The 26,974-nt window shown below is 72.1% G+C and carries 24 protein-coding genes and 2 tRNA genes; 13 read left to right on the top strand and 13 right to left on the bottom strand.

Features of this window, described 5'->3' with window-relative positions:
* Positions 1 to 32: 32 nt before the first annotated feature.
* Positions 33 to 1,346: a zinc-dependent metalloprotease gene (locus ACQP03_RS29310; RefSeq protein WP_357125949.1), complete on the bottom strand. Its 1,314-nt coding sequence runs from the start codon at positions 1,344 to 1,346 to the stop codon at positions 33 to 35.
* Between the two features lie 115 nt (positions 1,347 to 1,461).
* Between ACQP03_RS29310 and ACQP03_RS29305 the strand changes: the two genes are divergently transcribed.
* The 6 genes from ACQP03_RS29305 to ACQP03_RS29280 all read left to right on the top strand — a co-directional run bounded on the left by ACQP03_RS29305 (position 1,462) and on the right by ACQP03_RS29280 (position 7,534).
* Positions 1,462 to 2,475, top strand: coding sequence for a YlbL family protein (locus tag ACQP03_RS29305; RefSeq protein ID WP_357125946.1), 1,014 nt, complete (start codon positions 1,462 to 1,464; stop codon positions 2,473 to 2,475).
* Positions 2,476 to 2,571: 96 nt separating this feature from the next.
* Positions 2,572 to 5,568: a UPF0182 family membrane protein gene (locus ACQP03_RS29300; protein WP_357175347.1), complete on the top strand. Its 2,997-nt coding sequence runs from the start codon at positions 2,572 to 2,574 to the stop codon at positions 5,566 to 5,568.
* Between the two features lie 186 nt (positions 5,569 to 5,754).
* Positions 5,755 to 6,264, top strand: coding sequence for a SigE family RNA polymerase sigma factor (locus ACQP03_RS29295; protein WP_357125941.1), 510 nt, complete (start codon positions 5,755 to 5,757; stop codon positions 6,262 to 6,264).
* Positions 6,254 to 7,192: a hypothetical protein gene (locus tag ACQP03_RS29290; protein WP_433459193.1), complete on the top strand. Its 939-nt coding sequence runs from the start codon at positions 6,254 to 6,256 to the stop codon at positions 7,190 to 7,192. Before ACQP03_RS29295 ends, ACQP03_RS29290 begins: the two co-directional genes overlap by 11 nt.
* Before the next feature lie 60 nt (positions 7,193 to 7,252).
* A tRNA-Met gene (locus ACQP03_RS29285) sits at positions 7,253 to 7,326 on the top strand.
* Between the two features lie 131 nt (positions 7,327 to 7,457).
* Positions 7,458 to 7,534 (top strand) — tRNA-Met (locus ACQP03_RS29280).
* 110 nt (positions 7,535 to 7,644) lie between these two features.
* On the opposite strand, the gene ACQP03_RS29275 is transcribed toward ACQP03_RS29280, so the two are convergent.
* Complete coding sequence (locus tag ACQP03_RS29275; RefSeq protein ID WP_433459191.1) at positions 7,645 to 11,424, bottom strand: S8 family serine peptidase; 3,780 nt, start codon at positions 11,422 to 11,424, stop codon at positions 7,645 to 7,647.
* A gap of 172 nt (positions 11,425 to 11,596) precedes the next feature.
* Between ACQP03_RS29275 and ACQP03_RS29270 the strand changes: the two genes are divergently transcribed.
* Positions 11,597 to 11,848 (top strand): hypothetical protein, encoded by a 252-nt coding sequence (locus tag ACQP03_RS29270; RefSeq protein WP_357125931.1) that lies wholly within the window; start codon positions 11,597 to 11,599, stop codon positions 11,846 to 11,848.
* A 50-nt stretch (positions 11,849 to 11,898) separates the two neighbouring features.
* On the opposite strand, the gene ACQP03_RS29265 is transcribed toward ACQP03_RS29270, so the two are convergent.
* On the bottom strand, positions 11,899 to 13,230 hold the full coding sequence (locus tag ACQP03_RS29265) for an ABC transporter substrate-binding protein (protein ID WP_433459188.1): 1,332 nt from the start codon (positions 13,228 to 13,230) through the stop codon (positions 11,899 to 11,901).
* A 148-nt stretch (positions 13,231 to 13,378) separates the two neighbouring features.
* Here ACQP03_RS29265 and ACQP03_RS29260 point away from each other — a divergent pair, with 148 nt between their 5' ends.
* Positions 13,379 to 14,212 carry a phosphoribosylaminoimidazolesuccinocarboxamide synthase gene (locus ACQP03_RS29260; protein WP_357175338.1) on the top strand — a complete coding sequence of 278 codons (834 nt, stop codon included), beginning with the start codon at positions 13,379 to 13,381 and terminating at the stop codon, positions 14,210 to 14,212.
* Positions 14,213 to 14,231: 19 nt separating this feature from the next.
* Here ACQP03_RS29260 and ACQP03_RS29255 read toward each other — a convergent pair whose 3' ends face one another.
* Together ACQP03_RS29255 and ACQP03_RS29250 are read right to left on the bottom strand one after the other, a co-directional pair.
* On the bottom strand, positions 14,232 to 15,128 hold the full coding sequence (locus ACQP03_RS29255; RefSeq protein ID WP_357125922.1) for a hypothetical protein: 897 nt from the start codon (positions 15,126 to 15,128) through the stop codon (positions 14,232 to 14,234).
* 17 nt (positions 15,129 to 15,145) lie between these two features.
* Positions 15,146 to 15,439 (bottom strand): hypothetical protein, encoded by a 294-nt coding sequence (locus tag ACQP03_RS29250; RefSeq protein ID WP_357125918.1) that lies wholly within the window; start codon positions 15,437 to 15,439, stop codon positions 15,146 to 15,148.
* A gap of 104 nt (positions 15,440 to 15,543) precedes the next feature.
* Here ACQP03_RS29250 and ACQP03_RS29245 point away from each other — a divergent pair, with 104 nt between their 5' ends.
* Positions 15,544 to 15,993, top strand: coding sequence for a hypothetical protein (locus tag ACQP03_RS29245; protein ID WP_355050553.1), 450 nt, complete (start codon positions 15,544 to 15,546; stop codon positions 15,991 to 15,993).
* Between the two features lie 21 nt (positions 15,994 to 16,014).
* Here the strand turns inward: ACQP03_RS29245 and ACQP03_RS29240 are convergent, their stop codons facing one another.
* The 3 genes from ACQP03_RS29240 to glpK all read right to left on the bottom strand — a co-directional run bounded on the left by ACQP03_RS29240 (position 16,015) and on the right by glpK (position 18,463).
* A complete protein-coding gene (locus tag ACQP03_RS29240) occupies positions 16,015 to 16,464 on the bottom strand; it encodes a YbaB/EbfC family nucleoid-associated protein (RefSeq protein ID WP_357125914.1) in 450 nt (149 codons plus the stop codon).
* 88 nt (positions 16,465 to 16,552) lie between these two features.
* A complete protein-coding gene (locus ACQP03_RS29235; RefSeq protein WP_357125911.1) occupies positions 16,553 to 16,975 on the bottom strand; it encodes a DUF3592 domain-containing protein in 423 nt (140 codons plus the stop codon).
* 3 nt (positions 16,976 to 16,978) lie between these two features.
* A complete protein-coding gene (gene glpK / locus ACQP03_RS29230) occupies positions 16,979 to 18,463 on the bottom strand; it encodes a glycerol kinase GlpK (RefSeq protein WP_433459184.1) in 1,485 nt (494 codons plus the stop codon).
* 76 nt (positions 18,464 to 18,539) lie between these two features.
* Between glpK and ACQP03_RS29225 the strand changes: the two genes are divergently transcribed.
* Positions 18,540 to 19,478, top strand: a complete 939-nt coding sequence (locus ACQP03_RS29225) for a ribose-phosphate diphosphokinase (RefSeq protein WP_357125905.1) — start codon at positions 18,540 to 18,542, stop codon at positions 19,476 to 19,478.
* Between the two features lie 302 nt (positions 19,479 to 19,780).
* Here ACQP03_RS29225 and ACQP03_RS29220 read toward each other — a convergent pair whose 3' ends face one another.
* On the bottom strand, positions 19,781 to 20,221 hold the full coding sequence (locus ACQP03_RS29220; protein ID WP_357125902.1) for an ATP-binding protein: 441 nt from the start codon (positions 20,219 to 20,221) through the stop codon (positions 19,781 to 19,783).
* A gap of 120 nt (positions 20,222 to 20,341) precedes the next feature.
* Here ACQP03_RS29220 and macS point away from each other — a divergent pair, with 120 nt between their 5' ends.
* Both macS and ACQP03_RS29210 read left to right on the top strand, forming a co-directional pair.
* A complete protein-coding gene (macS, locus tag ACQP03_RS29215; RefSeq protein ID WP_433459181.1) occupies positions 20,342 to 21,466 on the top strand; it encodes a MacS family sensor histidine kinase in 1,125 nt (374 codons plus the stop codon).
* Positions 21,467 to 21,480: 14 nt separating this feature from the next.
* Positions 21,481 to 22,128: a response regulator gene (locus tag ACQP03_RS29210; protein ID WP_433461227.1), complete on the top strand. Its 648-nt coding sequence runs from the start codon at positions 21,481 to 21,483 to the stop codon at positions 22,126 to 22,128.
* A gap of 7 nt (positions 22,129 to 22,135) precedes the next feature.
* On the opposite strand, the gene ACQP03_RS29205 is transcribed toward ACQP03_RS29210, so the two are convergent.
* Both ACQP03_RS29205 and ACQP03_RS29200 read right to left on the bottom strand, forming a co-directional pair.
* A complete protein-coding gene (locus tag ACQP03_RS29205; RefSeq protein ID WP_357125896.1) occupies positions 22,136 to 22,708 on the bottom strand; it encodes a DUF5709 domain-containing protein in 573 nt (190 codons plus the stop codon).
* Between the two features lie 51 nt (positions 22,709 to 22,759).
* The gene (locus ACQP03_RS29200; RefSeq protein ID WP_357396467.1) at positions 22,760 to 23,791 is read right to left on the bottom strand and encodes an SDR family oxidoreductase; all 1,032 of its coding nucleotides are present in this window, start codon (positions 23,789 to 23,791) and stop codon (positions 22,760 to 22,762) included.
* Positions 23,792 to 23,961: 170 nt separating this feature from the next.
* Between ACQP03_RS29200 and ACQP03_RS29195 the strand changes: the two genes are divergently transcribed.
* Positions 23,962 to 25,161 carry a glycosyltransferase gene (locus ACQP03_RS29195; protein WP_357125889.1) on the top strand — a complete coding sequence of 400 codons (1,200 nt, stop codon included), beginning with the start codon at positions 23,962 to 23,964 and terminating at the stop codon, positions 25,159 to 25,161.
* A 76-nt stretch (positions 25,162 to 25,237) separates the two neighbouring features.
* Here ACQP03_RS29195 and ACQP03_RS29190 read toward each other — a convergent pair whose 3' ends face one another.
* Positions 25,238 to 26,092, bottom strand: coding sequence for a hypothetical protein (locus tag ACQP03_RS29190; protein ID WP_357126553.1), 855 nt, complete (start codon positions 26,090 to 26,092; stop codon positions 25,238 to 25,240).
* A gap of 59 nt (positions 26,093 to 26,151) precedes the next feature.
* Entirely contained in the window at positions 26,152 to 26,970 is an 819-nt protein-coding gene (gene hisN, locus ACQP03_RS29185; protein ID WP_433459178.1) for a histidinol-phosphatase, read from the bottom strand.
* Positions 26,971 to 26,974 lie beyond the last annotated feature (4 nt).

Here is a 26,974-nt window from a genome sequence, read left to right as displayed (position 1 = left end):
CGCCCGACTCGCGGGCGCCCGGCCTGGCCGCGTCAGCTCTTGGTGCCGCCGTCCGTGCCGCTGTCGCTGTCGTCGTTGTCGCCCTCGTCGTCGGACTCGCCCGGCGCCTTCTCGTGCGCGCCGCCCGGGGCGGTGAAGTCGAAGCTGTCCAGCTCGCTCAGGTCCATGTCGTTCATCGCGAACGCCACCGGGTCGGCGAAGTCGTCGTCCGAGGGGAGCAGATCCGGGTGGCCCCAGACGGCGTCCCGGCCCTCGATGCCGCGGTGCTGGGTGAGCGCCGCCCACAGGGCCGCCGCCTCGCGCAGCCGGCGCGGGCGCAGCTCCAGGCCGACGAGCGCCGCGAAGGTCTGCTCGGCGGGGCCACCGGCGGCCCGGCGGCGGCGGAACGCCTCGCCCAGCCGTACGACGTTGGGCAGCCGGTCGCCGGCGGCGCTGTCCACCACGTGGCACACCCAGCCCTCCACCAGGGCCAACGCGGTCTCCAGGCGGGCCAGCGAGGCCTTTTGCGCCGGAGTGTCCTCGGGGGTGAAGATGCCTTCCAGGGCGATCGCCTGCATCGACTCCGGGTCGGTCGGGTCGACCCGGCCCATCGCCTCCTCGATCGCCTCACGGTTGACCCGGATGCCAGCGGCGTACATCTCCACGGCGCTGAACACGTGCCCGCGCAGCCACGGAACGTGCTGGAAAAGCCGCTGGTGGGCGGCCTCGCGCAGCGCCACGTAGAGGCGTACCTCGTCCTCGGGAAGTTCCAGGCCCTCGCCGTACGCGCGGATGTTGGCCGGAATCAGCGCGGCCGTGCCGGCCGGGCCGAGCGGCAGCCCGATGTCACCGGCGGAGAGCACCTCCGCGGCGAGCGAGCCGAGGGCCTGCCCGAGCTGGCCGCCGAAGAGCGCGCCGCCGAGGGTGGCCACCATCGACTGCATCGGGCCGAGCTGGGCGCGCGCCTCCGGCGGCACCAGGTCACCCATCGCGCCGACCATCCGGCTGGCCACCGGGTCGCAGAGCTTGCGCCACACGTCGAGCGTCTTGAAGATCCACTCGTTGCGGTTCCAGGCGACCGGGGACTGGATGCCGGACGGCCACGACGTGGCCGGCTCCAACCACAGGTCGGCCAGGCGCAACGCCTCCTCGACGGCGTTGCGCTCGTACGGTGACACGGCCGGATCACCGGCGGCGGCGAGCTGGCTGGCCGCTACCTGCCGGGCCAGGTCCCAGTTGACCGGCCCGCTGCCCGGCGCCGAGAGCAGGTGCTGCAACTGCGACATGAACTGCTGCATCTGCGCGGGATCGTTGGGGTCTGGTGGTTGCCCACCCGGGAGCGCGAAACCGAACGGAATATCAGGCACGACCTCTACGGTACGCGCGCCGCGCCCCAGGTAGTCGCCGCTGGCGTTGCGCTGAGGGCGAAGTCGTGTGACGCATCCGTCGGACCGGCCGGTGGCGATCGGTACGCTCTGGCGCATGAGACGTCGTGGCCTGACGGTCCTGCTCGGTGCCCTGTTCACCGCCCTGCTGAGTATCGGGGTGCTCCGGGTGCCGATTCCGTACGTGGTGCTCGGCCCGGGCCCGACGGTCAACACGCTCGGGACGACCGACGGTAAGGAGGTCATCCAGGTCACCGGCCGGGAGACCTCCACGTCGGCGGGCCAGCTGCGGCTGACGACGGTGGGGGTGCAGCCGACGGTTCGGCTCCGCTCGGCGATCGCCGGCTGGTTCTCCGACGACGAGGCGGTGGTGCCGCGCGAACTGGTCTACCCGCCGGGGGAGTCGACCGAGCAGGTCGAGCAGCGCAACGCCGAGGACTTCAAGGTGTCGCAGACCAGCGCCGAGACCGCCGCGCTGCGGGAACTGGGCTTCCCGGTGCAGGTGGTGATCAAGACGGTCGCGGCGGACGGCCCGTCCGCCGGGACGCTCAAGGTCGGCGACGTGGTCACCTCGGTCGACGGTCAGCCGGTGCCGGTGGCTGCCAAGGTCACCGAGTTGATCCGGGCCAAGCCGGCGGGTACGGCGTTGACCATCGGTTACACGCGCGACGGCACGCCGGCCACCGCGACGGTGACCAGCCGGGAGCAGGACGGTCGACCGCGCATCGGCGTCGAGATCGACCAGCAGCAGCCGCACCCGTTCACGCTCGGCATCGACCTGGAGGACATCGGCGGGCCGAGCGCCGGTCTGATGTTCGCCCTGGGCATCGTGGACAAGCTGACCCCGGCCGACCTCACCGGCGGAAAGGTCATCGCGGGCACCGGCACCATCGACGACGAGGGCACCGTCGGTCCGATCGGCGGAATCGCCCAGAAGCTGGTCGGCGCGAAGCGGGCCGGGGCCAAGGTCTTCCTGGTGCCGGCCGACAACTGTGCCGAGGCGGTCCGTAACCCGCAGCCCGACCTGCCGTTGCTGAAGGTGGGTTCGCTGGACGAGGCGCTGACCGCGTTGGAGACGCTGCGCGCCGGTGGTCAGCCGACCCGCTGCTGACCCGTGTGACCGTGCCCCGACACGCTCAGGAACAACCCGTACTCTGGGTGCCTGATCGGAGCCGATCACATCGAGCGTGCGGAGCCAACAGTGGTAATGCGTAGCAGCAGCCCTCTGCCGAGGATGAGCCGGCGCGGCCGGGTCACCATCGCCGTCCTGGTCGGGGTGTTCGTGCTCTTCACCCTGCTCGGTTGGGGTGTCCAGGCCTGGACCGACTGGCTCTGGTTCGACGAGGTGCGCTACACCGAGGTCTTCACCGGTGTGCTCGTCACCCGACTGCTGCTCTTCGCAGTCATCGGCCTCGGCATGGCGGTGGTCATCGGCGGCAACCTGTGGCTGGCGTACCGGCTGCGGCCGCGACTGCGACCGCACTCGGCGGAGCAGGCCACGCTGGAGCGCTACCGGATGGCGCTTAGCCCGCGTCTCGGCACCTGGATCGCGTTGATCGCCGCCGTGATCGGCCTCTTCGCCGGGCTGTCCGCCCAGAGTCGGTGGGACCAGTGGCTGCTGTTCCGCAACGGCGGTGACTTCGGTGCCGTCGATCCGGAGTTCGGGGTGGACATCGGCTTCTACGTCTTCCAGCTCCCGTTCTGGCGCTACCTGCTCGGGGTCGGCTTCACCGCCGTGGTGCTGGCGCTGATCGGCGCGCTGGCGGTGCACTACCTCTTCGGCGGGGTCCGCCTCCAGGGCGTCGGGGACCGGATGAGCAACGCAGCGCGCGCGCACCTGAGCAGTCTCGTCGCGGTTTTCGTCCTGCTCAAGGCCCTCGCGTACGTGCTGGACCGGCGGGCGATGCTGCTCGAGTACAACGAGGGCGCCAAGCTGTACGGCGCCGGCTACGCGGACGTCAACGCGCTGCTGACGGCGAAGGAGATCCTGGCGTACATCTCGGTCGTCGTGGCCATCGCGATCGTCGTGTTCTCCAACGCCTGGATGCGGAACCTGGTGTGGCCGGGCATCTCGCTCGCCCTGCTGGGCGTCTCCGCGGTGGCGATCGGCGGCATCTACCCCTGGGCGGTGCAGACCTTCGAGGTGAAGCCGAGTGCCAAGGACAAGGAGGCGCCGTACATCCAGCGCAGCATCGACGCGACGCGGGCGGCGTTCGGGTTGGGCAACACCGAGACCACCCCGTACGCGGCGAGCAACCTCACCCCACCGGCGAACCTGGCCACCGACACGTCCGTCGTGTCCAACGTGCGCCTGCTCGACCCGCAGTTGGTCAGCGAGACGTACACCCAGCTCCAGCAGGTCCGGGGCTTCTACGACTTCGGCCCCAAGCTGGACATCGACCGGTACGGGGTGAACGGCAAGACGTCCGACTACGTCGTCGGTGTTCGCGAGATCAACTACGGCGAGTTGACCGACCAGCAGAACACCTGGATCAACCGGCACACCGTCTACACCCACGGGTACGGCCTGGTGGCCGCCCCGGCGAACCAGGTGGTGTGCGGCGGGCAGCCGTTCTTCGTCTCCGGCTTCCTCGGCGAGCGGACCCAGGAGGCGTGCTCCTCGCAGACCGAGCAGATCCCCGCCAAGCAGCCGCGCATCTACTACGGCGAGCGGATGGCCGCCGACGACTACGCGATCGTCGGGCAGTCCGACCCGAACAAGAAGGCCGAGTTCGACAGGCCCGTCGGTGAGGGCGGCGGCGAGTCCTACACCTACACCGGCGAGGGCGGCGTCAAGCTCGATTCCTTCTCGCGACGGCTCCTCTACGCCATCAAGGAGCAGGAGTCGAACTTCCTGCTCTCCGAGGCGGTCAACAAGGACTCCAAGCTGCTGTACGTGCGCAACCCGCGGGACCGGGTCGAGAAGGTCGCGCCCTTCCTCACGCTGGACGGTGACCCGTACCCGGCGGTGGTCGACGGTCGGGTGCAGTGGATCGTCGACGGCTACACGACGGCCGCCACCTTCCCGTACGCCGAGCGCGTCAACCTCCAGGTCGAGACGACCGACGAGCTGACCAACCGGGGCACCTTCCAACTGGCCCGGGAGAACGTCAACTACATGCGCAACTCGGTGAAGGCCACCGTCGACGCGTACGACGGCACCGTGACGCTCTACGAGTACGACGACACCGACCCGGTGCTCAAGGCGTGGAACAAGGCGTTCGGCGGTGACCTGATCAAGCCGAAGGCGGACATCCCGGTCGAGTTGAACGAGCACTTCCGCTACCCGGCGGACATGTTCAAGGTGCAGCGGAACCTGCTCACCAAGTTCCACGTGACCAACCCGGGTGACTTCTACTCCGCGCAGGACTTCTGGCAGGTGCCGAACGTGCCGGACGCGCCGGACAGCGGGCAGAAGCAGCCGCCGTACTACCTGTTCACCCAGTTCCCCGGGCAGGAGAGCCCTCGGTTCCAGCTCACCTCGGCGGTCACCCCGAACGGCCGGCAGAACCTGGCCGCGCTGATCTCCGGGTCGTACGTCGACGGCAAGCCCCGGCTGGAGGTGCTGGAGCTGCCGGACCAGACCCGGATCTCCGGGCCGGTGCAGGTGCACCAGCAGATGACCAACAACGCGAACATCCGTCAGCAGCTCAACCTGCTCTCCAGCAACCAGGCGCAGGTGCAGTACGGCAACCTGCTGTCACTGCCCTTCGCCGACGGGATGCTCTACGTCGAGCCGGTCTACGTGAAGAGCAACCAGCAGGACGCGTACCCGCTGTTGCAGAAGGTGCTGCTCTCCTACGGTGACGGCGGCTCGTTCGTGGCGCTCGCCGACAACATCAACGACGGCATCAAGCAGTTGGTCGATCAGGGTAAGAAGGCCGGGCAGGGCACCTCGCCGCCGCCCACCACGGGTGGCAACCCGACCAGCCCGTCGCCGGGCGCGACGCCGAGCGCGACCCCGAGCGCGACCCCGACGCCGGGCGGCACCGCCCCGCCGGCCGGCGATCTGGCCGTCGCCGCGGACCGGGTGCAGTCCGCCATCACGGAGGTTCGCGCCGCGCAGACCTCCGGGGACTTCGAACGGTACGGCCGCGCGCTGAAGGCGCTGGACGAGGCGTTGACCGCGTTCCAGCAGGCGCAGCAGGCGAGCGGCGGCGCGCCCCCGCCGTCCGGCACCCCGAGCGCCACGCCGGGCGGCTGACCAGCCGCTCGTCAGGCACACCGGAGCCCTCGACGTCGGACCCCCGGGTCCGGACGTCGGGGGCTCCGTCGCATCCGTACGGTATGCCGGCCTGTCGCCTCTCCGACACGCTTTGTCCAGCCGAGCCGCAACCCCGGCCGGCCCCCTGCCGTCCTTGATGCATCGGGGGCGGACAAGGGGGCAGTCGTGAGGGACGCACAGAGCTTCGACGATTTCTACCGGGGCACCGTCCGGCGGATGATCCGGTACGGCTACGCGGTGACCGGTGACCACACCGAGGCGCAGGACGTCGTGCAGGAGGCGTTCGCGCGGGCCTGGCGGCAGTGGGGGCGGCTCGCCGAGCACCCGGCGCCCGAGGCATGGCTGCGACTGGTGGTCTCCCGGTTGGCGAACGACCGTTGGCGGCACCTGCACCGTCGGCGGGTCCTGCTGAGCCGCAGCGGTCCGCCGCCGACCGCGCCCCCACCGGGTGAGGACGGGGTGCTGCTCGTGAGCGCGCTCCGTCAACTGCCGGCCGCGCAGCGACAGGCGCTGGCTCTGCACTACCTCTTCGACATGTCGGTCGAGGAGATCGCCCGGGAGGCCGACGTGCCGGTCGGCACCGTCAAGTCCTGGTTGTCCCGCGGCCGGTGCCGGCTGGCCGTACTGCTGCCCGACGTCCACATCGACGAACTGGAGGCGAACGATGTCCGCTGAACTCTCCGACCTGTACCGATCGCTCACCGTCGCCGTGGACGACGTGACGGTGGCACCTCCCGAGGTGGTCCGGCGGCACGCCGACCGGCGGGCCCTGGTCCGAGCGGCGGGTAGCGCGCTGGCGGTGGCGGTGCTGCTCGGTGGGGTCGCCGTCGGCGGACGCCTGGCGTTCCCCGTGGACGGGTCCGTGCCGCTGCCGCCACCGGCTGACACGCCGGCCCCGCCGTCGGTCGCGGGCAGTTCCACGCCCACCCCGTCGGCGTCCGCGCCGCCCACGCCGCAATCGTCGTCCCCGACGCCGTCGCACACCACCGCAGGGGGTACGCGGTCGGGCGCGCCCACCGTCCAGGCCACCGCCCACGCGCCCACCTCGATCCCGGACCGGGCCTTCTTCGTCCTGGCGGCCGCCAACCGGACCGGTCTGGAGTCGACCGCCGCGGGGCCGGTCCTGCCGACGCTGTGCGGCGCCCGGTACGCCAGCGAGTCGGCGGTGGTGCAGCGCCGTGCCCGGTCGATCGCCTACAAGCGGCCGGAGACCCCGGCCGGGAATGTGCCGGACGGCAGTTACCGGCACAGCATCACCATCTACCGTCCGGGCCGCGCCGACGACGCGCTGCGGGAGCTGCGGCAGGCCGTGCGCGCCTGCCCCGAGCAGAAGATGCCCGACGACACCAGGGTCTGGCGGCAGCGAATCCTGGACCCGGGGGCGTACGGCGACGAGTCGGTGCTGTTCGAGCTGCGGGCCCCGTACCCGGCGGGCATGGGCGACCCGGGCGCGTACGAGGTGCGGCTGGTCCGGGCGGTCCGGGTCGACGACGTGGTGACGGTGCTCTGGGAGCAGGGCTGGGAGTACACCGCCGCCGAGCGCGCGCAGGTGGACGCCGACAGTCGGCGTGCGGTGGCGGCGATCGAGAACTGGCTGGGCTGACGGCGGTATCGGAGTCGCTTTGCGGTGCCCCGGGTCGGTGCGCTACGGTTAGCGAGCCGACGCGGGGTGGAGCAGCTCGGTAGCTCGCTGGGCTCATAACCCAGAGGTCGCAGGTTCAAATCCTGTCCCCGCTACGAGAGAAAGCCCGTCTCCGATCTTCCGGAGGCGGGCTTTCGTCATTGGCGCGTCCGCTCGCGCGGTTGCCCGGTGGGGCGACCCCCCGCTGATCATCGCCGGGACGAGTGGGTTAAGCTTTAACAGCCGACGCGGGGTGGAGCAGCTCGGTAGCTCGCTGGGCTCATAACCCAGAGGTCGCAGGTTCAAATCCTGTCCCCGCTACCACGAGGTACGACAAGAACCCGGTTCCCGCACAGGGACCGGGTTCTGTCGTTCCGGTCGACGTCGCCGCCGTCGCGGGCGGGGGCCGGCGCGAACCGGCCCCCGCGCACATGTCACCGCAGGCCGAAGGCCCGCATGACGGTCTGGGTGACGCCACCGCCGTTACGCTGCTTGGCGGTGACCCGGATCGACACGTACCCGGCCCGGCCCGGCGCGTTCAGGGCCGCCGTCCAGGTGCCCCCGCGCTCCTTGAGGCTCTGCCGTTGCCAGGTGCGTCCGTCGTCGTACGACACCTCGAGGCCGAGCGAGGAGACGCCGTCCTTCGCGGCCGTGCTGCCCACCACCACCGGGGTGATGGTGAGGTCGTTCCGGCGCGGCGCGCGGCCCGCCAGGTCCACGTCCGTGCCGTAGTCCAACTGGATCAGCGGCATCGCCTGCACGTCCGTGCCAGCGACGGCGGCGGAGAAGAAGGTCCAGTCGGTACGCGTGCTCGACGAGTACGGGCTGAACTCCGGCTTGGTCTCCGTCTCGACGACCAGCCGGTACGGTGACCGCTGCGCCGGCAGTTCACCGGCGAACAGCTCCGGCCAGTTCTCGAACTGCACCAGTTGCCGGTCGCCCTGGTAGAACGAGATTCGTTGCAGCATCGCGGCCCCGCCGCTGTGCGCGGATCCCCCGTCGCCGAACCCCTGGATGTAGGCGCTGATCCCGAACTCGCCCCGGAACGGGATGTCGTACGTCAGCAGGCGTGGCCGCGTGATGGGCCCGAACCAACGGTCCTTCTGGACGCTGCCCGGCCGGTAGGCGATCTCATCCGTGTACGACCGCCCCCAGTTGAGGACGTCGGCGAACTGCTTCCACCGGACGCCGTCGCCGGCGGAGACCCAGTCGGTACGTGGTCCCGGGGCCACCGGCTGGAAGCGGAACCCGCGAGCGGCCGCCCACTCGTACGGCGGGAAGTCCGTCCGGGTCTCGGCGGCCTGCTGGCCGGGTGGTGGGGCGAACACCAGGTCGATCCGGGCGAGGTGCTTCGGGTCGGTCCTGGGCGACGGGTCGACGGGTACGCCGCCACGGTGGTAGTCGACCAGGTCGTACAGGTACCGCGACGAGGGGTGGGCGGTGACGGTGAGGCGTACCCCCTTGCGGCCGGCGGCGGTGATCTTGCCGATCAGGCTCTCGCCGTCGCCCGCGATCAGTGACGCGACCGGGAGCGGCCCGTTCGTCGTACCGTCGGATTCTCCATACCACTCGCTGGCGCGGCCCTCGCCGTCGTTGACGACCAGGAGCAGCGCCGCGCCGGCGGCGGTCGCCGCCTTGACCCGGTCCGACGGGGACACGGCGTCGTCGCGTCGGACGACGACCGCCTTGCCGCGGGCCGGGACCCCGGCGTAGTCCGCCGTCGCGCCGGTGCCGGCGAAGACGGCGTCCAGGCGCGTGGTGCCGTCGGTCAGCGGGCGGGCGCCCGGCTGTGCGAGTGGGTCACCGGTACGACGGCCGTCGTGACTGATCTCCAGTGGCGTCTGCTCCGCCCGGATCCGGGTGGTGAAGACGAAGCTGCCCTCCCGCACCGTGCCCCTGGTGGGGAGCGCCCACAGACTGTCGTAGGTGGCGCCGGGCCAGAACGTCTCGCGCAGGGCGCTCGCGTCGCTGGGCGTCGGCTCGCGCGAGGTGAACGAGCGGTAGACGTCGATGCGGCTGTTGGTGACGGCGGTCGGCTGCGCTGTCGCCACCTTCACCTGACGGGCCGCCGAGGCGTCGAGTACGACGACCCGGTTGGTCGTCAGCTCGACCTCGGGCACGGTCAGCATCGCGAGGCCGAGGGAGCCGTCGCCGTGCAGGCCCTCGACGTCGACCGCGCCGACCACGGTGTAGGAGCCGGGGGCCCATCGGCTGACGAGTTTTCCATCCCGTACCCACATGAAGGTGGAGACGCCGTCGGCGCTGACGATCTCGACCTCACCGCTCATCGGCCGGCCGCCGCGGTCCCTCAGGTGGATCGTGAGGTCGTACTTCCTGGACTCCACCGCGATCCCGACGGCCGTGTGCACGGCACCGGCCGCGTGGCGGGCGGTGATCCGGGCGGAGTACCGGCCGGGGGTCAGCGCCTTCGGGTCCACCACGACGTCGACTGTCGAGGTGCCCCCCGCCGGTACCGTCACCTGGCTGGCACCGACCGCGAACGTCGTGGCGGGGGCGTCGGCGCCCTCGACAGCGAGCGCCAAGGTGATGGCGCTGCCCGTGGTGTTGGTGTAGGTGATCTTCCGAGTGATCGGCTTCGGCTGCGCGCCGGGCGACCACGGGACGAGTCCGGCGTCGACCGATCCGGTGGCGATGATCTGGTCCTGGTGGTAGGCGGCGGCCACGTTCACCCGACCACTACCGGCCCGGTAGGCGCTGTAGTCGGGCGTGGGCACGCTGGTGCCCATGAGGGCGTCCTTGATCTGGCTGGCGCTCCAGGTGGGGTGCTTCTGCGCCAGCAGGGCGGCGGCTCCGGCGACGTGCGGCGCCGCCATCGAGGTGCCGCTGTCCAGACGGTAGAACCCCTCGCCCCACTCGATGTGCTGCGAGCGCGCCGCCAGCACGTCGACGCCGGGGGCGGTCAGGTCGGGCTTGAGGCCGTCGTCGATCATCCGGGGCCCGGCGCTGGAGAAGTCGGCCAGGTGGTCGGTGGCGTCCACCGCGCCGATGGTGAGCGCGGCGTCCGCAGTCCCGGGCGCGCCCAGGGTGTACGGGTCGGGACCGCTGTTGCCGGCCGAGACGACGAAGAGCGCGCCGGTCTCGGCGGTCAGTTGGTTGACGGACTGGCTCAGTGGATCGTCCTGGCTGTGCCAGGCGCTGACGCCCAGGCTCATGTTGATCACCTTGGCGTGTTCGGTCCGTGCCGCCCACTCCATGCCGGCGATGATCCCGGAGATCGAGCCGCTTCCGAAGTCGTCGAGGACCTTGCCGATCACCAGGTCGGCGTCGGGGGCGACACCCCGCTCCCGACCGTCCGACGCGGCGCCCGTCCCGGCGACCGTGGAGGCCGTGTGGGTGCCGTGCCCGTTGCGGTCGATGACGTCCTGGCCGGGGATGAAGCTTCGGGACGCCACGATCCGGTTCACCAGGTCCGGGTGGGTCGTGTCCACTCCGGTGTCCAGCACGGCCACCCGTACGCCGCTGCCCGTCCCACCGGCGGCCCAGGCCGCCGGCGCGCCGATCTGAGCGGTGGTGTCGGCGAGGGCGGCCTTCGCCCTGCCATCGAGCCACACCTTGTCGATGCCGGCCGTGAAGGAGGGCGTCGCGGTGTCGGCGGCGCGGGCCGTCGACGCCGTCCCGCCGGGCTGGCGGCCGCCGGTGAGGGCCGACCAGAATTCGGCGGCCCGTGGGCGGTGGGCGCGGATCGCCTGGCCACGGACCGACGGCAGGTCCAGCGTGGTCTCCGCGCCCGGCAGGTCGGTGCGGCTCCGCAGCGCCGCCGAGCCCGCGGTGCGGGTGACGACCAGGGGGAGCGCGTCGGCCCGCGCGTCGTCGAAGCCCTGGGCGACGAGCTGGGTGACGTCGAAGAGTTGCTTGTCGAGGCGACCGGTGGCCAGGTACGGCAACGCCTCGTCCGGATACACGTAGGTGTCGCGGCCCTCGGTGGCGATGCGTACGGCGCCGGTGGCGCCCGGGGCGCGGACGACGTCCACGGTGGGCGTCGTGCCGTTGCGCCCGGGGGTCACCGTGACCCGGTCGCCGGTGACGAGCGTGACCGTCACGGGTGTGGCCGCGGCGTCAGCCGCCCGGCCCGGCGGCGCCGTCGGGGGTGGGGACGCCGGAGCGCCGTGGGCCGTCGTTGGGGTGACGAGAGCGGTGACGAGGGTGACGCCCACCGCTGCTGCCGCAGATCTTCGGGTGAGAGAGAGCCGCACAGTGCCTCCTGAGATGACCAGTTGCCGAATCCGATCATCTGGATGGATCGATGTAAAGATCATCTCTTTTACCGTGTGGTTGCGGGCGCATTGCGCGGCCCGCCGTGCCCGGTCCCGTGAATTTGGCGTCTACCGCCGTGCCGAGGTTGCGCCCTTCGGCGAGGATGGGCGCATGTCTTCCTTCGGCAAGTGGTGGGGCCGGCTCAGCGCGGTCCTCGGTGCGGTGGTCCTGGCGGTCTTCGTGCCGGTCGCGGCCTGGGCGTCCACGGGGGCCGGCGAGGTGGTGGTGGAGGCCGCGCGGCGGCGCTCCCGTGGTGGCGGCTTCGGCTTCCTCGGTCTGCTCTGCTGCCTCGTGGTGGTCGCGATCATCGTGTTCCTGGTGCTGCGCCTCACGCGTAACCGTCGCGGCGGCCCGCCGCGCTGATCCGTCGCGCTCGTGGGCTGAGCCCGACCCGTCGCGCTGACGACCCGGGCTCAGCCCGCCAGGGCGCCGATGGCCTGGGACAGGAAGCGGGCGGTGGCCTCTCGGGTACCGTCCCGTCGGACCCGGACCCGCTCGGCGGCGGTGACCAGCAGGGTGCGTACCTTGGCGTGGCCCTTCGGTGGCGGTGACGGCGCTGGCCCGAGCTGATCGGCCAGGCTGTCCCCGAGAGCGGCGGCGCGCTGCTGGGCCGGGTCGGTGATGCTGCCCTGGGTGTACCGGCGAACGGCGAGACTGGGGTTGAGGCCCCGCTCGTGGCCGAGGACCGTGCCGGCCTCGCCGTTGGTGGTCAAAAAGTTGATCACGTCGGCCACGGTGTCCGGGTGGCGGGTGCCCCGGAAGCCGGCCCAGTACATCGACGCGCGTGCCCACTGGGCGCCCGGCGGCCCCGGGAAGCCCACCACGCCCAGCTCGGAGTCGGTGAGTCGTTGCAGCTCCGGCAGTTGGTGGGACCAGGCGAAGGACGCGGCCGTCAACCCGGTGACCACCGGCTGCCGGGACGGCTCCCCGCTGTCGGCCTGCTCGACGAGGGCCGCGCCCGGCGTCGCCCGGCCGGCGCGGGCCCGCTGCCACAGCTCGAACCAGGCGATCAGCTCGTCGGCGCCGAAGCCCAGCTCCCGACCCCGGTAGAATTCGCCGCCCTGGGACCGGAGCCAGAGCCAGAGGGCGCGGTAGTCGCCGGACGCGTCCATCGTGCCGGCCACCTGGTCGTCGCTGGCCTCGGTGACCAGCTGCGCCCAGGCGATGTAGTCCGCCCAGGACATTCCGCCACGCGGTTCGGGCACCTGTAGCTCGCGCAGCAGGTCCCGGTTGAAGACCACGGCGGCGAGTGTCTGCCCGGCCGCGACCCCCGTCGTCCGCCCGTCCACCGTGCCGTACCGGACCAGACCCTCCGGCAGGCCACGCAGGTCCAGTCGGTGATCGGCGATCGGCTGGCTCAGGTCGAGCGTGATCTGGCGTTGGGTGTACTCGGCCAGCATCGAGTCGTCGAGCTGGATCAGGTCCGGGACGTTCCCGCCGGCCGCCTGGGTGGCGAGCCGCTCGTAGTAGCCGTCGACGCCCTGCCAGGTCACCCGGAAGGTGACCCCCGGGTTGCGCTCGGAGTACAGCCGGAGGACCTTCTCCGTCAGCTCGGCCCGCTTCGCCCCGCCCCACCAGAAGACCGACAGCTCGACCGGGCCGTTCCCGGTCGAGGTGTCGGGGCCGTCGCTGCACCCGGCCAGGCCGCCGGTGGCCAGCAGGGGAGCGCCGAACAGCGCGGTGAGCACCCGGCGTCGGCCCGGGTCGGCGGCAAACCGGTTGATCGGGGGACGAACAGCGGACACGGGGTCTCCTGGCACCGACGGACGGGGGTCGGACCATTCACGCAGGCGGCGCAGGAGGGTGTCAACGTCCGTCCGGTCACCCCGGTCGGCCCGTGGGCCCAGGGGTGGCCGGACGGACCCGGCGGCGTCACGTGGTGTACTAGGGCACGTGGAACTTCTGCACTCGGGCAAGGTCCGGGACGTGTACGCCGACGGCGACGACCTGATCCTGGTCGCGTCGGATCGCATCTCGATCTACGACGTGCCGTTGCCGACACCGATCCCGGACAAGGGTCGACTGCTCACCGCGCTCTCGTTGTGGTGGTTCGAACAGCTCGCCGACCTGGTGCCGAACCACGTCATCTCGGCCACCGATGTGCCGGCCGAGTTCGCCGGCCGGGCGATCCGCTGCCAGCGGCTCGACATGGTCCCCGTCGAGTGTGTCGCCCGCGGCTACCTGACCGGCGGCGGCCTGCGCGAGTACGAGCGCACCGGAACGGTCTCCGGCGTACCGCTGCCCCGAGGGCTCGGCGAGGCGTCGATCCTGCCCGAGCCGATCTTCACCCCGTCGAGCAAGGCGCCGGCCGGCGAGCACGACGAGCCGATCACGTACGACGACGTGGTGGCCAAGGTGGGCCAGGAGACCGCCGAGCGGCTGCGGCAGATCACCCTCGACATCTACCGGCGCGGGGCCGAACTGGCCGCCGACCGGGGCATCCTGATCGCCGACACCAAGATTGAACTGGGTTGGGCGTCGGACGGCACCCTGGTGCTCGCCGACGAACTGCTGACCTCTGACTCGTCGCGGTTCTGGCCCGCCGAGTCGTACCAGCCGGGCCGTGTGCAGTTCTCCTACGACAAGCAGTACGTGCGGGACTGGGCCACCGGTAGCGGCTGGAACAAGCTGCCGCCCGCGCCGGACGTACCCGCCGAGGTCGTCGAGGCGACCCGGGCCCGCTACGTCGAGGTGTACGAGAAGCTCACCGGCAACCGCTGGGAGTGACCGCGCCGGCCTGGGACCCTCAGTGGTTCCAGGCGTCGTTCCCGAACAACCTCGACCACAGGTTGTCGACCACGCCCGAGGTGCCGTAGACGGTGTCTCCGTCGCCGTCCGTGCCGGCCGGCGCGACCTGGGTGCCGCCTCCGTACACCAGGTAGCCGGGGCCGGTCGGGGAACCGACCGCGTGTCGGGCGCCGCTGTGGATGCCGTACCCCACGAAGTCGCGCTCCCACTTGGACAGGAACCCGGCGGCGACATTGTCGAGCCCGTCGACGGTGGCCTGGACCAGATCCTTGAGCACCCCGACGTCGCCGCTGCCCAGGTGGGTGCCGACGTCGAACGAGGCGGCACCCGCGATGGCCGCCGCCCCGCCGGTGGCGATCGCCTCGGCCATCGTCTCGATCCCCTTGAGGAAGCTGAGCGCCGAGGCGGCGAACGAGTTCGCCGTCGCCAGGGCGGACGCCGCAGCCGGTGCGCCGACGACGGTTGCCCCGGCCGCCGCGATGAAGGCGGCGAAGACCGCCAGGATGGTGGACACCACCGCGTACGCCACGACGAGGCAGAGTAGGGCGGCTCCGACGCAGAGCATGGTGACGCCCACGGTGACCGTGAGGACCTGGGTGCCGACGATCTGCGTTCCGTACGCGTTGATGTGCACCCCGAACGCTTCGCGGTCCTTGCCGCTCCACTGGGCCGCGGTCAGGGTCGCGAGGGCGTCGTCGAGGTTGCCGTGGGCGGTGCCGAGTTGGTCGTACATGGCCAACCAGTCGCCGCCCTTGCGCATGATCGTCTCGGGGTCGCACTGGTTGAAGTAGACGATCTGGGCGATCGGCCAGGCGGCGGGGATGACCGCGGCGGCCAGGCTGATCTCCGTCATCGCGAGTTTCGCGGCGGCTGCGGGGTAGGTGGGGTCTGCCATGTCGGTCTCCGGCGTCCTCAGCGGGGAGCGATGGTGCTGGCGGTCTCGGCGGCCTCCCAGTTGTCCGCCGTACGGCCCAGCCGGGACCGGACCTCAGCGAGGTGCTCGCGCTTGGTGCGCAACTGCTCCTCGACGAACTCGATCGCGCCGACGTAGGCGACCGCGAGCTGCGGCACCACCGAGGTGAAGTTGCTGTGTTCGATGGCGCGGGCGGACTCCAGCAGTTCGGCGCAGGCGTCGAGGGGCGGCCCGACCTGACGCTCGATCGTGTCGCCGAGCGCGCGGATCGCCGGCGGGTCAACCTCGATCATCGACTCTCCCCGTGTACGTGATCGATGTTCATGGTGCCGGAGCGCGGACAGCCTAACAGGATCATGGATGGGCGTGAGTGCCCGTCGCTGGTAGCCTGCGAACCATGGCAGCCGGACGTTCCGCGTCGACGCCCCCCGAGGACTACCTGACCCGGATGGCCCGCCGACCGCGCTGGCAGCGGGTTATGGTGCCGATCCTCATGCTCCTGGTCCTGCTGGTGCTGCCCATCGGCCTCGGCCGCAACCTGATCGGCGCCGAGCGGGTGAGCATCCAGGTCGAGTCCTGTGACAACGGTGGTCCCAAGGGGACCCAGCGGTGCCGGGGCACCTGGAACATGTCCGACGGAAGGGTGGTCAGCGGCCCGGTGGGCGGCGGCTCGTTTCACACCGGCGACCGGGTCGACGGCTGGGCCAACGGCGACCGGGCCACCGCCAGCCTGATGGCCTGGCTCATCGCCCCGCTGATGGTGGGCGCGGTCCTGTTGGCGGTGACGGTGGCGCTCGCCGTCGTCTTCCTGCGGGCGGGCGTGCAGCGGGTGCGGCGCGGCCGCTGACCCGCTCCCGGGCTGGCGCCCTCAGACCCCCAGTTGACGCCGCAGCCGTTCCAGCATCTCCGTGCTCTCCCGGAGCGGCCCGCTGACCATGTCGTTGAGCTGCGCCAGCTTCGCCTGCGCTGCCGCCGGGTCGTGGAGCACCGCCGCAGGGCCGGCCGGGCCACCCAACTCACGCATCACCTCGTTGGTCGCCCGCGCCAGGTCGGCCCGCGCCTCGCGCAGGAGGCCGGCGACCAGCTCCGACAATTCGGCGGCGGGCAGTCTCAGGGCCCGTGGGTCGAGGTGTAGTTCCCGCGCCGGGTCGTCGGCGGTGCAGGTGACGCGCACCAACCCGTTCTCGCTCTCGGCGTGACCGGTCAACCCGGTCAACCGTTCGCGCAGCTCCTCGCCGCGGCTCAACTGCTCGCGCATCCGCGCCGACAGTTGCGCCATCACGTCCGGATTCGGTGTGCCGCCGATCGGCCCGCTCATCGTGTCCCTCCCGCTGTCGTCGATGTGACCGGCCGACGGTACCCACCACGGTCCACCCATGGGGGATCGGACCACTGTGGAGCGCGAATCAGCCCAGGCTCACAAAGATCCCGACGCCGACCAGCAGCACGGTCACGCTGACGGTGAGCAGCGAGACGAACGGGACCAGCACCGAGGACCTTCCGACGATGCTCGGTGACTCGACGAGGATCCGGTTCGGACGCTCGGGTTCGTACACCACGGTGACCGGCCCGGGCGCGGCCGAGAGCGGGGTCTGCCGGAAGCGCCCCGGCGTCGCGGTCACCTCGGTCCCGTCGGCCAGTCGGTACCGCACCACCGGGTAGTAGGTGCGGGGACCGTTCCCCCGGGTCACCGGACGCAGTTCCACCACCTCACCCGGCGTTCGTACGCCCCGGCGCAGCAGACCGAGGTCGCGCCGGAACCGGACGAGGGCGTACGCGCTTCCGGCCAGGCCGAGGCCCGCCAGGATCGCCAGGACCACCTGCGGCATGACTCACTCCTCCCAGTCGAGCGTGCGCTGGACGGCCTTGCGCCACTGACGCAACTCCCGCTCACGCAGCTCGGCGGCCATCGTCGATTCCCACCGCGCGTCGGAGCGCCACTGCGCGCGCAGGGTGGCGAGGTCGGGCCAGAAGCCCACCGCCAGGCCGGCGGCGTACGCGGCGCCCAGGCAGGTGGTCTCGGTGATCCGGGAGCGGACCACCGGGACGTCGAGCACGTCGGCGAGGAACTGCATGAGCAGCGTGTTGGCGGTCATCCCGCCGTCCACCCGGAGTCGGCGCAGCGCCACGTCGGAGTCGGCGTCCATCGCGTCGACCACCTCGCGGGTCTGCCACGCCGACGCCTCCAGCGCCGCCCGGGCCAGGTGCCCCTTCGTGATGTAGCCGGTCAGGCCGGCGATCACCCCCCGCGCGTCGCTGCGCCAATGCGGGGCGAACAGGCCCGAGAACGCCGGCACGACGTAGCAGCCGCCGTTGTCGTCCACGGTGCGGGCCAGGTCCTCCACCTCGGCCGCGGAGGAGATCAACCCGAGGTTGTCCCGCAGCCACTGCACCAGCGATCCGGTGACCGCGATGGCGCCCTCCAGGGCGTACGCCGGTGGTTGGTCCTTGATCCGGTAGGCGACCGTGGTGAGCAGGCCGTGCGTGGACGGCACCGGGGTGGCGCCCGTGTTGAGCAGGAGGAAGCTGCCGGTGCCGTAGGTGCACTTGGCCTCGCCGGGCTGGAAGCAGGTCTGCCCGAACAGGGCGGCCTGCTGGTCGCCGAGCGCGCTGGCCACCGGCACCCCGGCGAGCACGCCGGTGGCCGTCCCGTACACCTCGGCCGAGCAGCGGATCTCGGGCAGCATCGCGGCGGGCACGCCCAGCGCGTCGAGCAGCTCCGGAGCCCAGTCGAGGGTGGTGAGGTCCATCAGCAGGGTCCGGCTGGCGTTGGTCACGTCGGTGACGTGCTCACCGGTGAGCTTCCAGATCAACCAACTGTCCATCGTGCCGAACAGCACCTCGCCGCGCTCCGCGCGCTCGCGTAGGCCGTCGACCTCGTCGAGCAGCCATCGCAGCTTCGGGCCGGCGAAGTAGGTGGCCAGTGGAAGACCCGTGCGGGCCCGGAACCAGTCCTCGCCGTACGCCGAGGCGAGCTCGCGTAGCAGCGGGCCGGTGCGGGTGTCCTGCCAGACCACGGCGTTGGCTATCGGCCGGCCGGTGGCCCGGTCCCAGACGACGGTGGTCTCCCGCTGGTTGGTGATGCCCACGGCGGCGAGCCCTGACGGATCGACGCCGGCGGACCGCAGCGCCTCGGCGACCACCCGCTGGACGTTGTCCCAGATCTCCTCGGCGTCGTGCTCCACCCACCCGGGGCGGGGAAAGATCTGCCGGTGCTCGCGCTGGGCCGCGGTGACGATCTCCCCGGCGGCGTCGAACACGATGCACCGCGAGGAGGTGGTGCCCTGGTCGATGGCGGCGACGTACTGGGGGGTCACGGCAGCACCGTACCCGCAGTGGCGGCGTGGTGCGACACGCGTCACGTCGGCCCCGCGTCGCCTACGATGTGCGAACGTGCGCGACATCGCCGTTTTCAGTGGAACTGCCCATCCCGACCTCGCCGCCGAGATCTGCGCCCACCTGGGGGTGCCGCTGCATCCGGTACGGGTCTCCCGGTTCGCCAACGACTGTCTCGAGGTGCAGTTGCAGGCCAACTGCCGGGAGCGGGACGTCTTCCTGATCCAGCCGCTGGTGCCGCCAGTGCAGGAAAATCTGGTCGAGCTGCTGCTGATGATCGACGCGGCGCGGGGCGCGTCCGCCGGCCGGATCACCGTGGTGCTTCCGCACTACGCGTACGCCCGCTCGGACAAGAAGGACGCGCCACGGATCTCGATCGGCGCCCGGCTCGTCGCCGACCTGCTGACCTCGGCGGGAGCGGACCGGGTGCTGGCGCTGACCCTGCACTCGCCGCAGGTGCACGGCTTCTTCAGCGTCCCCGTCGACCACCTGCACGCGCTGCGGGAGCTGGCCACGCACTTCCGGCGGTACGACCTGAGCAACACCGTGGTGGTCTCGCCCGACCTGGGCAACGCCAAGGAGGCAGCCGCCTTCGCCCGGCTGCTCGGCACGCCCGTCGCGGCCGGCGCGAAGCAGCGGTTCAGCGACGACCTCGTCAAGATCAGCGCGGTGATCGGTGAGGTCGCCGACCGGGACGTCATCGTGCTGGACGACGAGATCGCCAAGGGCAGCACCGTGATCGAGCTGATGGAGCACCTGCGCGACCTGAAGGTCCGCTCGATCCGGCTGGCCTGTACGCACGGCCTGTTCTCCGGCGACGCGCTGCGCCGGCTCAGCGACCAGGACGGCGTGTTGGAGATCGTCTGCACCAACACGGTCCCCATCCCGGCCGAGAAGCGGGTGGCGAAGCTTCAGGTCCTCTCGGTCGCCCCGGCTCTGGCCGAGGCGATGCGCCGAATCCACAACGGCGAGTCAGTCTCCGCCCTCTTCGGCTGACCGCCCCGCCCCGGCCCTCCCCGCCCCCCGCCCTCGCCCCGCCCGCCCCCTCGCCCCGCCCGCCCCCTCGCCCCGCCCGCCCCCTCGCCTCGCCCCGCTTCGGCTCGCCGATCTTGCACTTTGTGCCTCCCAAATGTCGCCTTGGGACCGCTTCGTCGCCACCGAAAGTGCAAGATCGGCGCGGCGCGGCGCGGCGGGGCGGGGCGCGGCGGGGCGCGGCGGGGGCGGGGTGGGGTGGGGTGGGGTGGGGTGGGGGCGGGGTGGGGTGGGGTGGGGTGGGGGCGGGGTGGGGTGGGGTGGGGTTAGGGGGTGGGGAGGGTGGTGGTGATTCGGACGGTGGTGCCGGCGGAGCTGGTGGCGATCTCCATCGCGTCGGTCAGCTCGCGGGCCAGCCAGAGGCCCCATCCGCCGGCTGTCTCCGCGGCGGGACGACTCCGGTCGCCGAGGCGCTGCGGGGTGATGCCGTGCCCGTGGTCCGCCACCTCGCAGAGCAGCTCGCCGGGCTCCTGCCAGAGCCGGAGCCACCCGCGCCCGCCGCCGTGCCGCACCGCGTTGGTGATCAGTTCGTTGACGGCGAGCACGAAGTCGTCAAGCCGTTGGCCGTCGAGGCCGCAGGCGTGCGCGCAGGAGGTGACCGAGTGTCGAATCTCGGTCACCTGGGCCTGGTCGAAGGCCTCGGCGATCAGGAGGGCGGGTTCGATGGGCACAACCGTACGCGGTGCGTGCGGATCTGCATTCGTCATGGCCCTGTCCCGGCGGCGGATCTCGGAATATTTCGCGGCTTTTCAACCGTACGTCAGGGTTTCCTGGACCGCACCACGTGGCCCCCGCGTCACCGACCCGGCTGTGGCATCCTGACCGCCATGCCGTCGCCGCCGGGTGGTTTCGAGGTGCCGCTCTGGCGGGCGCTCACCGTCTTCCGGCTGGCCTCCCTCGGGTACGTCGGCGTGCTCGCCGTACGCGACGCCGACCGGTACGCCCACCCGATCATCGTCGGCGCCCTGGTGCTGGTGATGGTCATCTGGACCGGGCTGGCCGCCGTCGCGTACGCCCGACCGGCCTGGCGTCGCTGGCCACTGCTGCTGGTCGACCTCGGCGTGGTGATCGCCATCGTGCTGTCCAGCCCGTGGGTGGTGGGGCGGCAGGCGCTCGGGCACGGCGTACCCACTCTCGGGGTGGCCTGGATGGCCGGCCCGGTGCTGGCCTGGGCCGTCTCCGGCGGCCGGCGGCGCGGCACGGTGGCCGCGCTGCTGGTGGCCGGCGCGGACCTGGCCACCCGGGAGCGGATCGGCCAGTCCTCCTTCACCGGGGTGATCCTGCTGCTGCTCGCCGGGGTGGTGGTCGGGCACGTCGCCCGGCTCGCCGTGCGCGCCGAGGAACGCCTGCAGCACGCGGTGGAGCTGGAGGCGGCCACCCGGGAGCGGGAGCGGTTGGCCCGCGGCATCCACGACTCGGTCCTGCAGGTGCTGGCGTTGGTGCAGCGGCGCGGCGCGCACCTGCCCGGTGAGGCCGGGGAGTTGGCCCGGCTCGCCGGTGAGCAGGAGGCCGCGCTGCGCGCTCTGATCGCCGGCACCACGCCCGCCGGAATCACCGGGACGGACGCGGTGGACCTGCGGGACCTGCTCGGCCGGTACGCCTCGACGGCGGTGTCGCTCTCGGCGCCCGCCACCCCGGTGACCCTGCCCCGGCAGGTGGCCGGCGAGTTGGCGGCCGCCACCGGCGCGGCCCTGGACAATGTCGGCCGCCACGCCGGGGGACGGGCCTGGGTGCTGGTCGAGGACGAGGGGGAGACCGTGACCGTGTCGATCCGTGACGAGGGGCCGGGCATCGAAGAGAGCCGACTGGCCGAGGCCGCCGCGCAGGGGCGGCTCGGTGTCACCCAGTCGATCCGCGGCCGGGTGACCGACCTGGGCGGGACGGTCCGGATCATGTCGAGCCCCGACGCCGGCACCGAGATCGAGCTGACCGTGCCGAGGACGCGGCCGTGAACGCCGTGCGGGTGATGGTGATCGACGACCATCCGATGTGGCGTGAGGGCGTGGCCCGGGACCTGGCGGAGGCCGGCTTCCTGGTGGTGGCGACCAGCGGCGAGGGGCGGCAGGCCATCCGGATCGGCGCCGCCGCCCGACCCGACGTGGTCGTGCTCGACCTGCAACTACCGGACATCTCCGGGGTCGAGGTCGTCGTCGGGCTGCGCGCCGCCCTGCCCGCCGTGCGGGTGCTCATGCTCAGTGCCAGTGGCGAGGAGCAGAGCGTGCTCGACGCGGTCAAGGCGGGCGCCACCGGCTACCTGGTGAAGTCGACGGCGCCCGGCGAGTTCCTCGACGCGGTACGTCGCACCGCCAACGGCGACCCGGTCTTCACGCCCGGCCTGGCCGGGCTGGTGCTGGGGGAGTACCGCCGGTTGGCCGCCGGGCCGGAGGCCGGCACGGCCGACGACGGTGAGCCGGGGACGCCCCGGCTCACCGCCCGGGAGACGGAGGTGCTGCGTCTGGTGGCGAAGGGGATGTCGTACAAGCAGATCGCCGAGCGGCTCGGCCTTTCCCACCGTACGGTGCAGAACCACGTGCAGAACACGCTGGGCAAGCTGCACCTGCACAACCGCGTCGAGTTGACCCGCTACGCCATCGAGCGTGGGCTGGACGACTGACCGGACCTCAGACCGAGCGCGGCGGTTCGGTCTCGTGGATGGCCAGCTCCTCGGCGGTCGCCCCGCCACCGGCCGCGCCCGCGTCGTACGCCACCGAATCGGTCTCCTGGTCGGTGTGCGCCCCCTCGTCCGGTTCCACCAGCCGGCCCACGGTGGCGTCGGCGACGGTGCCGAGCTGACCGTGGTCGTAGAGGGAGACCGGCGAGTTGGGGTCCGAGGTGGGCCCCGGGTCCATCACGTCGGCGTCGAGCTGGGCCTCCGCCGCGGCGGCCTCGTTCTCCGCCTCGAAGGCGATCTTCGGGTCGACCGGGCCGGCGAGCGGGTCGTCCACCGGGCGCTCGTAGACCTCCCGGTCGAGCTTGTAGTCCAACGACTCCCCGTCCAGCTGCTCCTCGGCGGTCGTCCCGAAGCGGTCCACCGCCACCGGCGTACGGTCGCCGGGGATCTGGGCCGGCTCCGGACCGTCCGCCTCACGCCCGGTCAGGACGTCGTCGTAGGCGGTCGAGTCGTCGTCGGCGGTGTCGGGCAGACCCTCCGCCTCGGTGTCGGACACGGGGGTCGGGAACTCGTTGTCGCGCATGTCTGATCACTACCCGCTGCCCTCCCGCCGTAACCGGGGCAGGGCCCGTCATCAGCGGATCGACCGGGAGCGGCGGTTGATCGCCGCCATCGTGCCGACGGCGGTGCCCGCCGCGGCGAGACCGAACGCCGCCGTCATCCGCACCAACTGACGCCGTCGGCCGTGCCAACCGCCGTCGCGGCTGGCCTGCCCGTCGGCGTGGAACACGTTGCCCGTGCTGTCCAGCCGGACGCCCGGACCGAACTGGGTGCGGTGGGCGTACCAGCCGAGGGTCCGCTCGACCAACGCCGGCGCCAGCCGCCACTGGAGGCCGAGCAGCCGGGCGGCCCCACCGGCGTACGCCTCCCGGCGTGGCCGGCGCAGCAACCGCACGATCGTCTGGGCGACCACCTCCGGCGGGTAGATCGGCGGGGGTGGCACCAGCTCCCGACCGCTGTGGTTGGCCGCGTGCCGGAAGAACGGGGTGTCGATGGTTGCCGGCAACACGGTGCAGACGGATATCTGCCCCCGACCGGTGACCCGCAGTTCCTGCCGGACGGTGTCGGCCAGGCCGCGGATGCCGTGTTTGGCGGCGTTGTACGCCGACTGGTACGGCATCGCCACCTCGGCCAGCACCGAGGCGTTGTTGACCAGCACGCCCCCGCCGGCCGCTTCCAGGTGCGGCAGCGCGGCCTTGATGCCGTGCACCGTGCCCAGCAGGTTGACCTCCAGCACCCGCCGGAACTCGGCGACCGGGATCTCGTCGAACAGACCCACCGCGCTCACCGCGGCGTTGTTCACCCACGCGTCGACGCGGCCGAATTCGACCACCGCCCGCTCGGCCAGGCGCTGCACGGAGTCGAGGTCGGTCACGTCGGTGGGTACGGCCAGCGCGCGGCCCCCCAGTTGCCGGCAGCGCTGCGCGACCTGCTGTAGCGCCTGCTCGCTGCGGGCGGCGAGGACCACGGCGGCACCACGCCGCGCCAACGCGTACGCGGTGGCCGTGCCGATCCCGCTGGACGCGCCGGTGATCACCACGGTCGAATCGTCGAGGCTCCGGGTCAGCGGCATCTCCCAGCGGTACCCCGGGTCGGGGCCGGTCATACCACCGGCCGGTGAGGTTCCGATTCGGGGCCGCTGTGATTGCCGTGGCGCAAGTGTCGGTGGCACTCGCGGTGACTGTTCCCGATCTGCCAGGTTTCGACTCGGCGCGCGCAGGTTAATGGGACGCTCTGACCGGGACCGCCGAGGAAAAGATCGCAGGGAGGTGACCCATGCGCGTCGGCCTCGTCTGCGCGCACAGCAGTTCGTACCGGCACGCCGACGGCCCGCCGGTCGGCACTCGACAACACATCGCGCGGGTCGCCGCCGAGTTGGCGGGCAGAGGCCATGATGTCCGGATCTACGAGCGCCGGGACGACCCGGAACTGCCGGCGACGCTGGACGTCGACGGCTACCGGGTGCACCGGGTGCCAGTCGGTCCGCCGACCGCCCTGCCCACCGCCGGACTCGTCCCGCACGTCACCGAGTTCGGGCGCTGGCTGACCGACGAGTGGGGCGGCGCCTGGCGTCCCGAGGTGGTGCACGGGCACTACTGGATCGGTGGGCTGGCTGCCGCGCACGCCGTCCGGGAGACCGACATCCCGGTCGTACAGACCTTCCACTCGCTCGGTGTGGAGCAGCTTCGCCACCTCGGCGGCGGGTACGACGGCCCGGGGGAGCGCATCCCGCTGGAACGGGCGCTGACCCGGGCGGTGGACATCGCCGTGGCCCAGTCCAACGACGAGGTCGACGAGTTGACCCGGATGGGCCTGCAACGGACATCCGTGGCGATGGTGCCGGCCGGGGTGGACACCGCGCAGTTCCACCCGGACGGCGAGGCGGCTCCGCGCGAACAGCGGTCCCGGATCCTCTCCGTCGGCGGGCTGTCCCCGGGGCACGGCCAGGACGACCTGATCCGGGCGATGCGGCTGGTCGGCGACGCCGAGTTGGTGATCGCCGGTGGCCCACCCGCCGACCAACTGTCCCACCACACCGAGGCACGCCGCCTGCGCGAACTGGCCGAACGCGCCGGGGTCGCCGAGCAGGTACGCCTCGTCGGAGCCGTACCGCACGACCAGATGGCGACCTGGTACCGCTCGGCCGACGTGGTGGCCTGCACTCCGCACTACTCCTCGGCCGGCCGCGTCTCCCTGGAGGCGATGGCGTGCGGGGTACCGGTTGTCGGCTACGCGATGGGCGGCCTGGCGGACGCCGTCGTCGACGAGGTCACCGGCCGCCTCGTGCCACCCGGTGACGTCCGGACGCTGGGGCTGTCCCTGCGCCGGCTGCTCGCCGACAACGCCGGCCGGTTCGCCTACGGTCACGCCGCCGTGGACCGGGTCCGTAGCAGCTACACCTGGGAACGGACCGCGGCCGCGCTGGAACGTCTCTACGAGCGGGTGGCGAGTCGCCGCAAGCCCGTCGAGGCCTGAAGGACGGCAGAGCCCACGCCGCGTCCGCGTGACGCGGCGTGGGCTCTCGTCTCAGGCGGCGGCGTGGGCTTTCGCGTCAGGCGGCTCGGCCGGCGCCGACCATGTCCCGGTTACTGCGGCGGGCCGCCGCGCGGTGCTGCTGCGGCTGGGCGTACCGGGTCAGGCCGATCACGGCGGCCAGGGTGACCAGGAAACCGGCGGCGGCCAGCCACTCGCGCCCCGGCCAGATCTTGTCGTTGAGCAGCAGCAGGCCGACGATCGCCGCGGGCACCGCTCCGGCGGCGTCCATGGCGGCGACCGCGGCGGTCGTCGAACCGCGCTGCATGGCCAGGCCGAGCAGCAGTTGGCCGACGATCGAGTGGCCGATCAGCAGATAGAACAGCGGGTCGGCGAGGAACGCCTCGGCCGACGGCGCGGAGGCCAGCGGCCGGGCCGCGACGGCGGCCGACGAGAACGCCAGACCGGCCAGCGAGCCCAGCGCCACCGAACCGGGGGCGCCGTGCAGCCGGACGGCGAAGAAGCCGAGCACCGCGATGACCCCGAGCGCCACCAGCAGGGCTATCGAGCCGGCGGTGCCGAGCTGCTTCGACGGTGCCGGCCGCGCGGCCAGCACCAGCGCGGTGATCCCGGCGAAGAGCAGGGCCAGCAGGGCCACCTCCGCCATCGGCATCCGCCACTTCAACACCAGCACACCGATGATCGCGGTCACCCCGAGCCCGGCCGCCACGCTCGCCTGAACCAGGAACAGGGGCAGATCGCGCCGGGCCAGGAAGGCGAGCACGAAACCGCCGATCTGGCAGGTCAGCCCGATCAGGTACGTCCGGTGCCCGGCCAGTCTCAGCAGCAGACCCGGATCGAAGGTGTGGTGCACGGTGGTGCGCGCCGCGGCCACCGACTGGAGCAGGTTGGCGAAGCCGTACGCGACGATCATCGCCGCGAGGAAGCACCAGCCGGAGGAGACCACCTGGCGAGGATAGAGGTTGTCGGCAGTCAGCGCTCGGCTGGTCGATCCAGACGGGCGAGGATGTCGGCGTGCAGCACACCGTTGGTGGCCACCACGCTGCTCTCGGTGCCGGGCTCGCCCGTCGGCGCGGGTCGACCGGTCAGATCGGTGATCGTGCCGCCCGCCTCGGTGACGATCGGCACCAGCGCCGCCACGTCCCACAGGGACAGTTCCGGTTCGACCATCACCTCCAACGCGCCCTCGGCCAACAGCATGTAGCCGTAGAAGTCGCCGTACGCCCGGCTGCGCCAGCCGGCCCGCAGCAGGTCGAGCAGCGCGTCGAGCCGCCCGGCGTCCTCCCAGCCGGTCAGCGACGAGTAGCAGACGCTCGCGTCGCCGACGTCGCGTACCGCGGAGACGCCGATCCGCTCGCCCGCGTCGGGACCGGGACCGGCGTACGCGCCCGCGCCCGCGCTCGCCCACCAGCGCCGTCCCAGCGCGGGGGCGGAGACCACGCCGACCGCCGGCCGGTCACCGTCGTACAGCGCGATGAGGCTGGCCCACACCGGCACCCCACGGACGAAGTTCTTGGTGCCGTCGATCGGGTCGACGATCCACCGGCGGCCACCTGGCTCGGTGGCCGGCCGCGCGCCGTACTCCTCACCGAGCAGCCCGTCGGCGGGCCGGTGCTCGGTCAGCAGCGTCCGGATCTCCCGCTCCACGGCGGTGTCCGCGTCGGAGACCGGTGTCAGGTCCGGCTTCGTGTCCACCCGCAGGTCGAGCGCCCGGAACCGGGCCGTGGCGATGGCGTCGGCGCGGTCCGCGAGCAGATGGGCGAGGGCGAGGTCGTCGGCGTACCCGGTCATGCCG

It is taken from the genome of Micromonospora sp. CA-248212 (assembly GCF_050948405.1).
Taxonomy (GTDB): Bacteria; Actinomycetota; Actinomycetes; order Mycobacteriales; family Micromonosporaceae; genus Micromonospora.
Note: the sequence above shows the minus strand (reverse complement) of the source record. Positions and strands in the feature narration are given on the sequence as shown.

What these genes read in the sequence shown, in the direction of transcription:
- ACQP03_RS29245 (WP_355050553.1), top strand. Translation starts at nt 15,544, where the DNA reads ATGGCAGCCGGACGTTCCGCGTCGACGCCCCCCGAGGACTACCTGACC.
- ACQP03_RS29200 (WP_357396467.1), bottom strand. Translation starts at nt 23,791, where the DNA reads ATGACCGGCCCCGACCCGGGGTACCGCTGGGAGATGCCGCTGACCCGG.
- macS (WP_433459181.1), top strand. Translation starts at nt 20,342, where the DNA reads ATGCCGTCGCCGCCGGGTGGTTTCGAGGTGCCGCTCTGGCGGGCGCTC.
- ACQP03_RS29235 (WP_357125911.1), bottom strand. Translation starts at nt 16,975, where the DNA reads ATGCCGCAGGTGGTCCTGGCGATCCTGGCGGGCCTCGGCCTGGCCGGA.
- ACQP03_RS29305 (WP_357125946.1), top strand. Translation starts at nt 1,462, where the DNA reads ATGAGACGTCGTGGCCTGACGGTCCTGCTCGGTGCCCTGTTCACCGCC.
- ACQP03_RS29270 (WP_357125931.1), top strand. Translation starts at nt 11,597, where the DNA reads ATGTCTTCCTTCGGCAAGTGGTGGGGCCGGCTCAGCGCGGTCCTCGGT.
- ACQP03_RS29195 (WP_357125889.1), top strand. Translation starts at nt 23,962, where the DNA reads ATGCGCGTCGGCCTCGTCTGCGCGCACAGCAGTTCGTACCGGCACGCC.
- ACQP03_RS29250 (WP_357125918.1), bottom strand. Translation starts at nt 15,439, where the DNA reads ATGATCGAGGTTGACCCGCCGGCGATCCGCGCGCTCGGCGACACGATC.
- ACQP03_RS29210 (WP_433461227.1), top strand. Translation starts at nt 21,481, where the DNA reads ATGGTGATCGACGACCATCCGATGTGGCGTGAGGGCGTGGCCCGGGAC.
- ACQP03_RS29220 (WP_357125902.1), bottom strand. Translation starts at nt 20,221, where the DNA reads ATGACGAATGCAGATCCGCACGCACCGCGTACGGTTGTGCCCATCGAA.
- ACQP03_RS29190 (WP_357126553.1), bottom strand. Translation starts at nt 26,092, where the DNA reads ATGATCGTCGCGTACGGCTTCGCCAACCTGCTCCAGTCGGTGGCCGCG.
- ACQP03_RS29290 (WP_433459193.1), top strand. Translation starts at nt 6,254, where the DNA reads ATGTCCGCTGAACTCTCCGACCTGTACCGATCGCTCACCGTCGCCGTG.
- ACQP03_RS29240 (WP_357125914.1), bottom strand. Translation starts at nt 16,464, where the DNA reads ATGAGCGGGCCGATCGGCGGCACACCGAATCCGGACGTGATGGCGCAA.
- ACQP03_RS29255 (WP_357125922.1), bottom strand. Translation starts at nt 15,128, where the DNA reads ATGGCAGACCCCACCTACCCCGCAGCCGCCGCGAAACTCGCGATGACG.
- ACQP03_RS29300 (WP_357175347.1), top strand. Translation starts at nt 2,572, where the DNA reads ATGCGTAGCAGCAGCCCTCTGCCGAGGATGAGCCGGCGCGGCCGGGTC.
- ACQP03_RS29205 (WP_357125896.1), bottom strand. Translation starts at nt 22,708, where the DNA reads ATGCGCGACAACGAGTTCCCGACCCCCGTGTCCGACACCGAGGCGGAG.
- hisN (WP_433459178.1), bottom strand. Translation starts at nt 26,970, where the DNA reads ATGACCGGGTACGCCGACGACCTCGCCCTCGCCCATCTGCTCGCGGAC.